This window comes from Streptomyces flavofungini (genome assembly GCF_014650815.1).
GTDB lineage: Bacteria > Actinomycetota > Actinomycetes > Streptomycetales > Streptomycetaceae > Streptomyces > Streptomyces flavofungini.
Genome location: NZ_BMVR01000006.1, coordinates 1 through 12,242, shown reverse-complemented (window position 1 = coordinate 12,242; position 12,242 = coordinate 1). Strand labels below are relative to the sequence as shown.

The 12,242-nt window shown below is 71.6% G+C and carries 13 protein-coding genes; 8 read left to right on the top strand and 5 right to left on the bottom strand.

Annotation, left to right across the window (positions count from 1 at the left end; all coding sequences use genetic code 11):
• Positions 1 to 117 precede the first annotated feature (117 nt).
• Positions 118 to 393 (top strand): GlsB/YeaQ/YmgE family stress response membrane protein, encoded by a 276-nt coding sequence (locus IE274_RS16520; protein WP_190116544.1) that lies wholly within the window; start codon positions 118 to 120, stop codon positions 391 to 393.
• A 119-nt stretch (positions 394 to 512) separates the two neighbouring features.
• Here IE274_RS16520 and tyrS read toward each other — a convergent pair whose 3' ends face one another.
• From tyrS to IE274_RS16505, 3 genes are all read right to left on the bottom strand, one after another.
• Positions 513 to 1,778, bottom strand: a complete 1,266-nt coding sequence (gene tyrS, locus IE274_RS16515) for a tyrosine--tRNA ligase (protein ID WP_190116543.1) — start codon at positions 1,776 to 1,778, stop codon at positions 513 to 515.
• Between the two features lie 98 nt (positions 1,779 to 1,876).
• Positions 1,877 to 3,277, bottom strand: a complete 1,401-nt coding sequence (locus tag IE274_RS16510) for a TldD/PmbA family protein (RefSeq protein WP_190116542.1) — start codon at positions 3,275 to 3,277, stop codon at positions 1,877 to 1,879.
• Complete coding sequence (locus IE274_RS16505; RefSeq protein WP_190116541.1) at positions 3,274 to 4,797, bottom strand: TldD/PmbA family protein; 1,524 nt, start codon at positions 4,795 to 4,797, stop codon at positions 3,274 to 3,276. Before IE274_RS16505 ends, IE274_RS16510 begins: the two co-directional genes overlap by 4 nt.
• 233 nt (positions 4,798 to 5,030) lie before the next feature.
• Between IE274_RS16505 and fabG the strand changes: the two genes are divergently transcribed.
• The 3 genes from fabG (at position 5,031) to IE274_RS16490 (ending at position 7,061) form a co-directional block, all read left to right on the top strand.
• Complete coding sequence (fabG, locus tag IE274_RS16500; RefSeq protein WP_190116540.1) at positions 5,031 to 5,750, top strand: 3-oxoacyl-[acyl-carrier-protein] reductase; 720 nt, start codon at positions 5,031 to 5,033, stop codon at positions 5,748 to 5,750.
• Between the two features lie 5 nt (positions 5,751 to 5,755).
• On the top strand, positions 5,756 to 6,532 hold the full coding sequence (gene fabI / locus IE274_RS16495) for an enoyl-ACP reductase FabI (protein WP_190116539.1): 777 nt from the start codon (positions 5,756 to 5,758) through the stop codon (positions 6,530 to 6,532).
• A gap of 148 nt (positions 6,533 to 6,680) precedes the next feature.
• The gene (locus IE274_RS16490) at positions 6,681 to 7,061 is read left to right on the top strand and encodes a hypothetical protein (protein ID WP_229909594.1); all 381 of its coding nucleotides are present in this window, start codon (positions 6,681 to 6,683) and stop codon (positions 7,059 to 7,061) included.
• Positions 7,062 to 7,092: 31 nt separating this feature from the next.
• On the opposite strand, the gene IE274_RS16485 is transcribed toward IE274_RS16490, so the two are convergent.
• Entirely contained in the window at positions 7,093 to 7,779 is a 687-nt protein-coding gene (locus tag IE274_RS16485; protein WP_190116538.1) for a FadR/GntR family transcriptional regulator, read from the bottom strand.
• Positions 7,780 to 7,891: 112 nt separating this feature from the next.
• Between IE274_RS16485 and IE274_RS16480 the strand changes: the two genes are divergently transcribed.
• The 4 genes from IE274_RS16480 (at position 7,892) to IE274_RS16470 (ending at position 10,651) form a co-directional block, all read left to right on the top strand.
• Entirely contained in the window at positions 7,892 to 9,289 is a 1,398-nt protein-coding gene (locus IE274_RS16480; protein ID WP_372447290.1) for a CynX/NimT family MFS transporter, read from the top strand.
• Positions 9,290 to 9,388: 99 nt separating this feature from the next.
• Positions 9,389 to 9,505, top strand: a complete 117-nt coding sequence (locus IE274_RS40065; protein WP_268255577.1) for an SGM_5486 family transporter-associated protein — start codon at positions 9,389 to 9,391, stop codon at positions 9,503 to 9,505.
• Between the two features lie 140 nt (positions 9,506 to 9,645).
• Positions 9,646 to 9,915, top strand: a complete 270-nt coding sequence (locus IE274_RS16475; RefSeq protein WP_307822210.1) for a hypothetical protein — start codon at positions 9,646 to 9,648, stop codon at positions 9,913 to 9,915.
• A 217-nt stretch (positions 9,916 to 10,132) separates the two neighbouring features.
• Positions 10,133 to 10,651: a SixA phosphatase family protein gene (locus tag IE274_RS16470; RefSeq protein WP_190116536.1), complete on the top strand. Its 519-nt coding sequence runs from the start codon at positions 10,133 to 10,135 to the stop codon at positions 10,649 to 10,651.
• Between the two features lie 153 nt (positions 10,652 to 10,804).
• Here IE274_RS16470 and serB read toward each other — a convergent pair whose 3' ends face one another.
• Positions 10,805 to 12,061, bottom strand: a complete 1,257-nt coding sequence (gene serB / locus IE274_RS16465; protein ID WP_229909593.1) for a phosphoserine phosphatase SerB — start codon at positions 12,059 to 12,061, stop codon at positions 10,805 to 10,807.
• Between the last annotated feature and the right edge of the window lie 181 nt (positions 12,062 to 12,242).

Below are 12,242 nucleotides of genomic sequence, written 5' to 3'. Positions count from 1 at the left end.
CTCGGCTCCTGGTGGGGGCTGCGTCGCGCCACGTATGGAGGTGCCCGACATGCGCCGTATGGCAGATGGGCCGACACTGAGCGTAATGCTCATGTCGAGCCGTCTGAGGAGGCAGCTATGGGCTGGTTGTGGGCGATCATCGTGGGATTCGTGCTGGGGCTCATCGCCAAGGCGATCCTGCCGGGCAAGCAGCACAGTCCGCTCTGGCTGACGACCATCTTCGGCATCATCGGCGCCGTACTCGGCAACTGGATGGCCGCGGGCTTCGGCATTGACGAGACCAAGGGCATCGACTGGGGGCGGCACGCCCTCCAGCTGGCCGCGGCACTCGTGGTGGTGGGCCTGGGCGACGCCGCGTACAAGATGATCAAGGGCGGTAAACAGACGACATAGTGGCGGGGAGACAAGCGGGGCCGGTCCGTGCGGACCGGCCCCGCTTCCTGTTGCTGCGCCTGCGTGCTCAGGCCGTTTGCTGAACCTGCGTGGTCAGGCCGTTTGCCGCGCCTACGGGGTCAGGCCGTGACCTCGACCGCCGCCAGGTTCTTCTTGCCGCGGCGCAGTACCAACCAGCGCCCGTGCAGCAGGTCCGCGCGGTCGGCCACGGCGTCCTCGGCGGCGACCTTCGCGTTGTTCACGTACGCCCCGCCCTCCTTGACCGTGCGGCGCGCGGCCGACTTGCTCGCCACCAGGCCGACCTCCGCGAACAGGTCGACGACCGGGCCAAGCTCGGCGACCTGGATGTGCGGCAGCTCGGACAGTGCCGCCGCGAGCGTCGCCTCGTCGAGGTCGGCCAGGTCACCCTGGCCGAACAGCGCCTTCGACGCGGCGATCACGGCCGCGCACTGGTCGGCGCCGTGCACCAGCGTGGTCAGCTCCTCGGCGAGCGCGCGCTGCGCGGCACGCGCCTGCGGGCGCTCCTCGGTCTGCCGCTCCAGCTCCTCGAGCTCCTCGCGGGAGCGGAAGCTGAGGATGCGCAGGTACGTCGAGATGTCCCGGTCGTCCACGTTCAGCCAGAACTGGTAGAACGCGTACGGCGTCGTCATCTCCGGGTCGAGCCAGACGGCGCCGCCCTCGGTCTTGCCGAACTTGGTGCCGTCGGACTTGGTCATCAGGGGCGTCGCGAGCGCGTGCACGGTCGCGTTCGGCTCCAGGCGGTGGATCAGGTCGATGCCCGCCGTGAGGTTGCCCCACTGGTCGCTGCCGCCCTGCTGGAGGGTGCAGCCGTACCGGCGGTAGAGCTCCAGGAAGTCCATGCCCTGGAGCAGCTGGTAGCTGAACTCCGTGTAGCTGATGCCCTCCTGGGACTCCAGGCGGCGGGCGACCGAGTCCTTGGTGAGCATCTTGTTCACACGGAAGTGCTTGCCGATGTCCCGCAGGAACTCGATCGCGGACATCCCCGCGGTCCAGTCCAGGTTGTTGACCATGACCGCGGCGTTCTCGCCCTCGAAGGACAGGAACGGCTCGATCTGCGTACGCAGCCGCGTCACCCAGTTCGCGACCGTCTCCGGGTCGTTCAGGGTGCGCTCCGCGGTCGGCCGCGGGTCGCCGATCTGGCCCGTGGCGCCGCCCACCAGGGCGAGCGGGCGGTGGCCCGCCTGCTGCAGGCGGCGCACGGTCAGGACCTGCACGAGATGCCCGACGTGCAGGCTGGCCGCCGTCGGGTCGAAGCCGCAATAGAACGTGACGGGACCGTCCGCGAGCGCCTTGCGCAGTGCTTCTTCGTCGGTGGACTGCGAGAACAGCCCCCGCCACTTCAGCTCGTCGACGATGTCCGTCACGGGTCTCGTGTCTCCTTGGGTGTGCTTCGACCGCGCACCTCGGGGTGCGGTGTCAGAGGTTCGTGCACCCGGGCGTACCTCGGGTGCGGTCTTTGAGGTTATACGCCCTGGCTGACAGAGCTCATATTGAAATCGGGGACCCGCAGCGCGGGCATCGCGGCCCGGGTGAACCAGTCGCCCCACTCGCGCGGCAGCGTCTTCTCCGTACGGCCCGCCTCACTGGCCCGCGACAGCAGGTCCACCGGCGACTCGTTGAAGCGGAAGTTGTTCACCTCGCCGACCACCTCGCCGTTCTCCACCAGGTACACGCCGTCCCGGGTCAGGCCGGTGAGCAGCAGCGTCGCCGGGTCCACCTCGCGGATGTACCACAGGCAGGTCAGCAGCAGGCCGCGCTCGGTGGCCGCGACCATGTCGTCGAGGGAGCGGTCCGTACCGCCGTCGAGGATCAGGTTGTCGATCACCGGGGCCACCGGCAGGCCCGTCAGCGCCGCGCTGTGCCGGGTCGTCGTGAGCTGCGCCAGCTCGCCCGCGCGCAGCCACTCGGTGGGCCGCAGCGGCAGCCCGTTGTCGAACACCGACGCGTCGTCGCCGGAGGAGTGCGCGAGCACGAACGGCGAGGACTCCAGGCCCGGCTCGTTCGGGTCGCTGCGCAGCGTCAGCGGCAGCTCCGAGACCCGGTCGCCGACGCGGGTGCCGCCGCCCGGCTTGGAGAACACCGTGCGGCCCTCCGCGGCGTCCCGTCCCGCCGACGACCAGAGCTGGTAGATCAGCAGGTCCGCGACGGCGGTCGGCGGAAGCAGCGTCTCGTACCGTCCGGCGGGCAGCTCCACCCGGCGCTCCGCCCAGGCCAGGCGCCGCGCGAGCTCCTCGTCCAGGGCGCCCGGGTCGACGTCCTTGAAGTCACGGGTCGCCCGGCCCGCCCACGCCGAACGCGTGCGGTCCGGGGACTTCGCGTTCAGCTCCAGGGTGCCGCTCGGCTGGTCGTGCCGCAGCCGCAGCCCCGTCGACGTACCCAGATAGGTGGAGGTCAGCTCGTGGTTGGCGAAGCCGTACAGCTCCCGGCCGCCCGCCCGGGCGAGGGCGAACGCCTCGCCGAGCGCGGGCGCGAAGTCCACGAACACCGCCGAGGACGTCTCGGCGGGCGCGTCCGTGAAGTCCGGGGACGCCGGGGCGCCGGACACCAGCGGCTGCGCGTCCTCCGCGGGCCCGCCCGTGCGCGCCGCGGCCTCGGCGGCCCGCACCAGCGGCTCCAGGTCGTCGGCGGTCACCGCGGACCGCGAGACGACGCCGGAGGCGGTGCCCTCCTTGCCGTCGACGGTGGCGATGACGGTGAGGGTGCGGCCGCGGGTGACGCCGTTGGTGGTGAGCGCGTTGCCCGCCCAGCGCAGGTTCGCCGTCGACTCCTCGTCGGCGATCACCACACAGCCGTCCGCCGTGGACAGCTCGAGGGCGCGCTCGACGATCTCGTGCGGCTTGGTCGCGTGCGTACGAGAGCTCATCGGCCCGCCTCCTGGGTGGTGTTGAGGATGTTGACGCCCGAGAAGAGGGCCGAGGGGCAGCCGTGCGACACCGACGCGACCTGGCCCGGCTGGGCCTTGCCGCAGTTGAAGGCGCCGCCGAGGACGTACGTCTGCGGGCCCCCGATCGCCGTCATCGAGCCCCAGAAGTCGGTGGTCGTCGCCTGGTACGCGACATCGCGGAGCTGCCCGGTGAGCCGCCCGTTCTCGATCCTGTAGAAGCGCTGGCCGGTGAACTGGAAGTTGTAGCGCTGCATGTCGATGGACCAGGACCGGTCGCCGACCACGTAGATGCCCCGGTCGACCCCGCTGATCAGGTCCTCCGTGGAGAGCCCGCCCGGGTCCGGCTGCAGCGAGACGTTCGCCATGCGCTGCACCGGTACGTGCCCGGGGGAGTCGGCGTACGCGCAGCCGTTGGACCGCTCGAAGCCGGTGAGCTTCGCGATCCGCCGGTCCAGCTGGTAGCCGACCAGCGTGCCGTCCTTCACCAGGTCCCAGGACTGCGCGGCCACGCCCTCGTCGTCGTACCCGATGGTCGCGAGCCCGTGCTCGGCCGTGCGGTCGCCGGTCACGTTCATCAGCGACGAGCCGTACGCGAGCTTGCCGAGCTGGTCGAAGGTCGCGAACGAGGTGCCCGCGTACGCGGCCTCGTAGCCGAGCGCGCGGTCCAGCTCGGTGGCGTGGCCGATGGACTCGTGGATCGTCAGCCACAGGTTCGAGGGGTCGACGACGAGGTCGTAGCGGCCCGCCTCGACGCTCGGCGCCCGCATCTTCTCCGCCAATTGCTCCGGAATCCGGGCGAGTTCCCCCTCCCAGTCCCAGGTGTTCCCGGTCAGGTACTCCCAGCCCCGGCCGGCCGGCGGCGCGATCGTCCGCATCGAGTCGAACTCACCGCTGGAGTCATCGACGGCGACGGCCGTCAGTTGCGGATGCAGACGCACCCGCTGCTGCGTGGTCACCGTGCCCGCCGTGTCCGCGTAGAACTTGTTCTCGTGCACGGTGAGCAGCGAGGCGTCCACGTGCGCGACCCCGTCGGCCGCGAGCAGCCGCGCGCTCCACTCCGCGAGCAGCCCCGCCTTCTCCTCGGCCGGTACGGAGAACGGATCGATCTCGTACGAGGAGATCCAGGTCTGGTCCGCGTGCACCGGCTCGGCCGCGAGCTGCACCTGCTCGTCGGACCCCGCAGCCTTGATCACCTGCGCCGACAGCTTCGCCATCGCGACGGCCTGCGAGGCGACCCGCGCCGCCGCGTCCATCGTCAGATCGACGCCCGAGGCGAACCCCCACGCCCCGCCGTGCACCACCCGCACCGCGTATCCGAGGTCCGTGGTGTCGGACGACCCGGCAGGCTTGGCGTCCCGCAGCCGCCAGGCCGCGCTGCGCACCCGCTCGAAGCGGAAGTCCGCGTGCTCGGCGCCGAGGGCACGCGCGCGGGCGAGCGCCGCGTCGGCGAGCGCCCGCAACGGCAACGCCGTGAAGGCTTCATCGATGGAATGAGGCACGGAATGTCTCCCTGCTGTCGCCTGTGGTGGGCCTGCTCGCCCCGGCTCGATCGCGGCCGCCGTCCCGGCACCGGCCACGTCCGATCATGGCGTGCGAACCGGACGGTGGCCACACTTTTCTGTAGGGATCCAACAGCGACTCATCTGCGCCACTGTCGGTCGCCGATTCTCCGTATCGCGCACGGTACCGATAGGTTTTCGGAAGACCACACAGCCAAGGAAAGGGTGATCCGTTGAGCCGCTCGGTTCTCGTCACTGGAGGAAACCGGGGCATCGGCCTCGCCATCGCCCGCGCGTTCGCCGACGCCGGCGACAAGGTCGCGATCACCTACCGCTCGGGTGAGCCGCCCAAGGACCTCACCGCGGCCGGCGTCCTCGCCGTCAAGTGCGACATCACCGACGCCGAGATGGTGGAGCAGGCCTACAAGGAGATCGAGGAGAAGCACGGAGCCGTCGAGGTGCTGGTCGCGAACGCGGGCATCACCAAGGACCAGCTCCTGATGCGCATGTCCGAGGAGGACTTCACGTCCGTCCTCGACACCAACCTCACCGGCACCTTCCGCGTCGTGAAGCGGGCCAACCGCGGCATGCTGCGCGCCAAGAAGGGCCGCGTCGTCCTGATCTCCTCGGTCGTCGGTCTCTACGGCTCGCCCGGCCAGGCCAACTACGCCGCGTCCAAGGCCGGCCTGGTCGGCTTCGCGCGCTCCCTCGCCCGGGAGCTCGGGTCGCGCAACCTCACCTTCAACGTCGTCGCGCCCGGTTTTGTCGACACCGACATGACCCAGGTGCTGACGGACGAGCAGCGCGCGAACATCGTGTCGCAGGTGCCGCTCGGCCGTTACGCCAAGCCCGAGGAGATCGCCGCTGCGGTGAAGTTCCTCGCGTCGGACGACGCCTCGTACATCACTGGAGCCGTCATCCCGGTTGACGGCGGATTGGGCATGGGTCACTGATCACCATGAGCGGAATTCTCGACGGCAAGCGCATCCTCGTCACGGGCGTCCTCACGGAAGGCTCCATCGCCTTCCACGCGGCGAAGGTCGCCCAGGAGCAGGGCGCCGAGGTCGTCCTCACCGGCTTCGGCCGGGTCACGCTCGTGGAGCGCATCGCCAAGCGGCTGCCCAAGCCCACCACGGTCATCGAGATGGACGTGACCGACCAGGAGCACCTGGACTCGCTGGCCGCCAAGGTCAACGAGTACTTCGGCGACGACGAGGGCATCGACGGCATCGTCCACTCGATCGCCTTCGGCCCGCAGGGCGCCTTCAACTTCCTGGAGGCGAGCTGGGAGGACGTCTCGACCGCCCTCCAGGTCTCGGCGTACTCCCTGAAGTCGCTCACCATGTCGCTGCTCCCGCTGATGGAGAAGCGCGGCGGCGGCTCGGTCGTCGGCATCACCTTCGACGGGTCCATCGCCTGGCCGAAGTACGACTGGATGGGCGTCGCCAAGGCCGCCCTGGAGTCCACCGGGCGCTACCTGGCGCGTGACCTCGGCGGCCGCAACGTCCGCGTCAACATGGTCTCGGCCGGTCCGATCAAGTCCATGGCCGCCAAGTCCATCCCGGGCTTCGAGGAGCTCGCGGACGTGTGGAACCACCGCGCCCCCATCGGCTGGGACCTCACCGACCCGGAGCCCGCGGGCCGCGGCGTCGTCGGCCTCCTGTCGGACTTCTTCCCGAAGACGACGGGCGAGGTCGTGCACGTCGACGGCGGCGTCCACATGATGGGTGCCTGAGCAGGTCGTACGTTCTCGTAGGTGCGCCCCGTAGGTGTGCCTCATACGTGGCCGACGCCCCGTTTCCCGCAGCGCGCGGGAGGCGGGGCGTCGCCCGTTCGGCCCGTCTGACCGGGCGGGGGCGGGCCCGGACCGCGCACCCTGAAGTGTGCGCTGGTCACCTGGTGCGGTGCTCGCCGCCCTCGCCCTGCTGGTCGCCCTGCCCTATGACGCCGCGTCCCACGGGGCCCAGGGAGCGGTGACCCGCGCGGCCGACGGCGGCAGCACGGGCGGGGCGGCGCAACCCGCGCGCGCGGACCGGCCGTTCGGCGCGGAGTGCCGCAGCAGCGTCCAGGGGTCGACGGCCGTCGCGTACTGCCACAACCCCTACCCCGAGACCGACCGGGTCCGGCTGCACATCGAGTGCGACCGGTGGTGGGACGTCGACAGCGACAGCGCCCCGGTCGCCGCCGGAGCGGCCGCGACGGTGCGGCTCACGGGGCGGTGCTGGAAGGAGATCCGCTCGGTGTGGGTCAGCCACCAGCGGTGACCCCCCGGGAGCGGCGCCCGCCCGTGAGCCCTCAGGCGTCGGCAGCGAAGCGCTCCGGGCGGCACAGGTACGGATAGCTCGCCGCCTCCACCGCGGCGGCCTCCGCGTCCCGCGCGCGGATCGCCTCGACGAGCCGCCCGTGGTCCATGTAGGCCTCCGGGGTCAGCTCCCGGCCGATGTCCTCGCGCAGCCAGTCCCGCAGCACCTCGCCCAGGTCCGCGTACATCGCCGTCATGACGTCGTTGTGGGACGCGGCCACCACTGCCAGGTGCAGCGTCGAGTCGGCCGTCACGAACGCCTCGGCGTCGCCCGACGCCCACGCCTCCTCACGGCGCGCGAGCAGCGTGTCCAGCTGCCGCAGGTCCCGCTCGGTACGCCGCTCGGCGGCCAGCTTCGCCGCGCTCGACTCCAGCGTGGCGCGCAGCTCCGCGATGTGCCGGGGGCTGGCGTCGGCGAACCTGCGCTGCATCACGCCCGCCAGCTCGCTGGTCGCGACCACATAGGTGCCCGAGCCCTGCCGGATGTCGAGCAGGCCGTTGTGGGCGAGGGCGCGGACCGCCTCACGCACCGTGTTCCGGGCCACGCCGAGCTGCTCGACCAGCTCGGGCTCGGTGGGGATGCGGGAGCCCACCGGCCACTCGCCGGACGAGATCTGGTTGCGCAGCTCGGAGATGACCTGCTCGGAGAGCGCCGAGCGGCGAGGGGTGGTCAGGGGCATGACGTTCCTTCGGGCGAGCGGTCGGACGGGGGTCGGGCGTGGCGCCGACGGGGGTCGGGTGGTGCTTGCATCGTGAAACGGATTGGACAGCCAATCATCCCATGATTCTATGATGGGTCTCATGGCGAGTGAGGAAGTGACGACGAGTTCCGCGACGGGTACGGCGACGACGGCACCGGCGGTGCCCACCGGACGTACAGGTAGCACCGGCGGCACGGACCTGACCGGCGAAGCCGGGTCCGCGCGGGCCGCGGCGGCCGCCGGGAAACAGGCCGCCACGCGCGCGTGGGCGACGCGTCTCGTCATCGTCGGCATCGTCCTCGCGGCCCTCAACCTGCGGCCCGCCATCACCAGCCTCGGCGCCCTCCTCGAAGAGGTGCGCGACGGGCTCGGCATGAGCGGCACCCTCGCCGGTCTCCTCACCTCCGTGCCCCCGCTGTGCTTCGCGGCCTTCGGCAGCCTGGCACCGCGCTTCGCCCGGCGCTTCGGCGCGGGCGCGGTGGTGTGCGGCGGCATGGTGGCCATCGCCACCGGCCTGCTGATACGTCCCTTCCTCGGCGGCACCGTCGGCTTCCTGGCCGCGAGCGCGCTGGCTCTGATGGGCATCGCCGTCAGCAACGTCCTGATGCCGGTGATCGTCAAGCGCTGGTTCCCCGACCGCGTCGGCTCCATGACCGGCCTGTACTCGATGGCTCTCGCGCTCGGCACCTCCCTCGCGGCCGCCATCACCGTGCCGGTGACCGACGCGCTGGGCGGCAGCTGGCGCGCGGGCCTCGCCGTCTGGGCGGCGGTCGCCGTCGTCGCGATCGTGCCGTGGATCCCGCTGGTGCGCGAGCGCGGCACGGACGGGGCGGCCACCGAGCGGGTGCCCGCGGCCGTGCGGCGCCAGGACGAGGACCTGCGCATCACGCACAGCCGCACCGCGTGGGCGCTGGCCTGCTTCTTCGGCCTCCAGGCCACCGCCGCGTACATCACGATGGGGTGGCTGCCGCAGATCTTCCGGGACGCGGGCGTGCCCGCCGGCGAGGCGGGGGTGCTGCTCGCCGTCACGATGGCCATGGGCGTGCCCCTCGCCTTCGTCATCCCGCGCGTGGCGACGCGGCTGTCCCACCAGGGTCCCGTGGTGGTCGCCCTCGGCACCTGCGGGCTCGCCGGGTACGCGGGCCTGTACTTCGCCCCGGCGGGCGGCGCCTGGGCCTGGGCGCTGCTGTGCGGCATCTCCAACTGCGCCTTCCCGCTGGCCCTCACGATGGTCGGCATGCGCGCCAAGAGCAGCGCGGGCGTGGCCAAGCTGTCCGCATTCGCGCAGAGCACCGGCTATCTGATCTCGATCCCGGGGCCGCTGCTCGTCGGCGTCCTCTACCAGCACAGCGGCGGCTGGGGCCTGCCGATCGCGCTCATGGCGGGCCTGATGGTGCCGCAGATCGTCGTCGGCGTCCTGGCGGGCCGCGACCGCACGATCGAGGACGAGGTGGCGCAGCGGGCGGCGGCCGCGGGGGCGGGGGCCTGAGGCTTCGGGCCGTGCGGGCGGGTCCGGCGCTGTGAGCCGCGCGGGCGGGAGCGCGACCCCGGAGGCCGCGGTGCGCCCGGGAGGTGCGAGACTTGCCCCATGCCAGTGCTTGACCCGAACCCCCAGAACGGCCAGAAGAAGCTGCTCCTCGTGCTCGGCGCGATGCTGGCCATCACCGTGATCATCGGAATCGTCGCGTCGGTGGCCTCGCCCTGACGTTCCCTCAGCAGGCGGCGCGGGCCCCCGCGTCGCCCAATGGTGGGGCTAGCACCACCATCCCCTAGGGGGCCAGTGTCAGGGTTAACTGGGTGGATCACCGGATGGGTTGAGGGCGCCGGACTCCGTACCTTCGAGATGTGGCCGCGAAGACGCGGCACGGAGCACTCGAAGACCCTGGAGGCGGCATGTCGGCCCGTTCGCACACCCGACGCGACTCGGCGGACCAGGCGAAGCCGACCGGCATCGAGATCCAGCTGCCGTGGTGGTCCATCGCCCTCCCCGCGATCGCCTTCGCGGCCCTGCTCCTGCTGATACTGAACCCGGCGGACGCCCACGCGGCGAGCAGCGAGCCCGCGGTCACGGACATCCTGGAGCGCCTGCGGGCCATGCTGAGCCTCGCCGCGTGACGCCTTCCCCGGGCCCCGCCGTGATCCCCTCCGGCCCTTCCCCGGTCCCCTCCGGACCCGGCCCGAGGAACGTGAGCGATTGTCCTCACGGCGTCGGGGGCGGCCCCGGCACCGCCTCTGACCTCGTGAGTCACCCGGGGAAAGCCCTGTCACCCGTGCTGGCGGAGCCCGTCAACTCCCTGCGCCCGGTGGCATGTTTCATGCGAAGCTGGGACGTATGAGCGTCGCAGAACCCCGCAGGATTGTCCTCTTCCGGCATGCGAAGGCCGACTGGCCCCAGGTGACCGACCACGAGCGCCCGCTCGCCGACCGCGGCCGCAGGGACGCACCCGTGGCCGGTCGCAAGCTGGCCGGGTCCGGCATCGCCTTCGATCTGGCCCTCTGCTCGACCGCCGCCAGGACCCGCGAAACCTGGAAGCTCGCCGTCCAGGAATTCCCGCAGCGGCCCCGGACGGTGTACGAGGACCGGATCTATGAAGCGTCCCCCGGCGAGCTGATCGCCGTGCTCAACGAAACCCCGGACGACGCCAGGGACCTGATCCTGATCGGCCACAACCCCGGCGTCCACGGCCTCGCCGACGTCCTGGCCGGTGCGGCCGAGGGCGACGCCCAGGTGCGGATGAACCGGCGCGGCTTCCCGACGTCGGCGTTCGCCGTCCTGACGTACTCCGGATCGTGGAAGGCACTGGAGCCGGGGACGGCGACCTTGGTGGACTACTGGGCGCCGTCGGAGTAGGGACACCCCACTCCGACACGGTCCGCACTGCTCAGATCTGCTCCGGCCTGCTCGGATCTGCTCCGGCCCACGAAAAGGGCCCGGCGTCGAGGGACGCCGGGCCCGCCGACTGTTCGCCAGGGCCGCCCCGTCGGACAGGTCCTAGTCCTAGTCCTAGTCCTGGTCCAGGTGCATGTCCGCGGCCTCGACCTCTTCGCGGGTGATGCCCAGGAGATACAGGACGGTGTCGAGGAAGGGGACGTTCACCGCGGTGTGGGCGGCCTCGCGGACCATCGGCTTGGCGTTGAAGGCGACGCCCAGACCGGCGGCGTTGAGCATGTCCAGGTCGTTGGCGCCGTCGCCGATCGCCACGGTCTGCTCCAGCGGTACGCCCGCCTCGGCGGCGAAGCGGCGCAGGAGCCGGGCCTTGCCCGCGCGGTCGACGATCTCGCCGGTCACCTTGCCGGTGAGCCTGCCGTCGACGATCTCCAGGGTGTTGGCGTGGGCGAAGTCCAGGCCGAGACGTTCCTTCAGGTCGTCGGTGACCTGGGTGAAGCCGCCCGAGACGACGCCGACTTGATAGCCGAGGCGCTTGAGGGTGCGGATCAGCGTACGGGCGCCGGGGGTCAGCCGGACCTCGGTCCTGACCTTGTCCACTGCGGAGACGTCCAGGTCCTTGAGCAGGGCGACCCGGGCGTGCAGCGACTCCTCGAAGTCCAGCTCGCCACGCATGGCCGCCGTGGTCACGGCGGCGACCTCCTCCTCGCAGCCCGCGTGCGCGGCGAAGAGCTCGATCACCTCGTCCTGGATGAGGGTCGAGTCGACGTCCATCACCACCAGGCGCTGGGCGCGGCGGTGCAGGCCGGCGGCCACGACCGCGACGTCCACGCCGAGGGCGTGCGCCTGCGTCGCGAGGGCGGTGCGCAGCGGTTCGGTCTCCGTGCCGGAGACGGCGAACTCCACTGCCGTGACCGGGTATTTGGCGAGGCGGAAGACACGGTCGATGTTGCCGCCCGTGCCCGTGATGCAGGCGGCGATCGCGGCCGTCGACTCGGCGGTGAGGGGGTGGCCGAGCACCGTCACCAGGGAGCGGCCGAGCCCGCGCGGGCGGTTGTCGCCGTGGCCCGAGATGATCTCGGCCTGCAGCTTCACGGACTCCGCCCAGCTGTGGACGGTGGCCCGCAGGTCACCCTCCAGGCCCGACGGCGGGGCGGTGACCAGGGCGCACAGCACTATCCGGCCACGGGTCACCACCTGCTCGATGTCGACGACGTCGACGGCGTACGCGGCGAGGGTGTCGAAGAGTCCGGCGGTGATGCCTGGGCGGTCCTTGCCGAAGATCTTGACCAGGAGGGTCGGGAGGTCGGCGGGGGCGCCGGGACTTGCAGCGGTGGGCGCGCCGGAGGTCGGCGGGGGCGTCGAGGCACTCATGGTGATCCCCACGGTAGCTGGCGGGGGCGCCTTGGGGGCGGGGGTGTCCGGTCCTCGGACTGGGGTGCGCCCGGACGCTGACGGTCCCTTTGCTCGGGAGTCTTGGGCGACCCGTCGCCTCACTGCCGCCGCGCCGCAGCTCCGCCCTCCCCACCGCAGTAGCTCGCTCCCACCGCACGGC

What these genes read in the sequence shown, in the direction of transcription:
- IE274_RS16485 (WP_190116538.1), bottom strand. Translation starts at nt 7,779, where the DNA reads ATGCCCCTGACCACCCCTCGCCGCTCGGCGCTCTCCGAGCAGGTCATC.
- IE274_RS16470 (WP_190116536.1), top strand. Translation starts at nt 10,133, where the DNA reads ATGAGCGTCGCAGAACCCCGCAGGATTGTCCTCTTCCGGCATGCGAAG.
- serB (WP_229909593.1), bottom strand. Translation starts at nt 12,061, where the DNA reads ATGAGTGCCTCGACGCCCCCGCCGACCTCCGGCGCGCCCACCGCTGCA.
- IE274_RS16520 (WP_190116544.1), top strand. Translation starts at nt 118, where the DNA reads ATGGGCTGGTTGTGGGCGATCATCGTGGGATTCGTGCTGGGGCTCATC.
- IE274_RS40065 (WP_268255577.1), top strand. Translation starts at nt 9,389, where the DNA reads ATGCCAGTGCTTGACCCGAACCCCCAGAACGGCCAGAAGAAGCTGCTC.
- fabI (WP_190116539.1), top strand. Translation starts at nt 5,756, where the DNA reads ATGAGCGGAATTCTCGACGGCAAGCGCATCCTCGTCACGGGCGTCCTC.
- IE274_RS16510 (WP_190116542.1), bottom strand. Translation starts at nt 3,277, where the DNA reads ATGAGCTCTCGTACGCACGCGACCAAGCCGCACGAGATCGTCGAGCGC.
- IE274_RS16480 (WP_372447290.1), top strand. Translation starts at nt 7,892, where the DNA reads ATGGGTCTCATGGCGAGTGAGGAAGTGACGACGAGTTCCGCGACGGGT.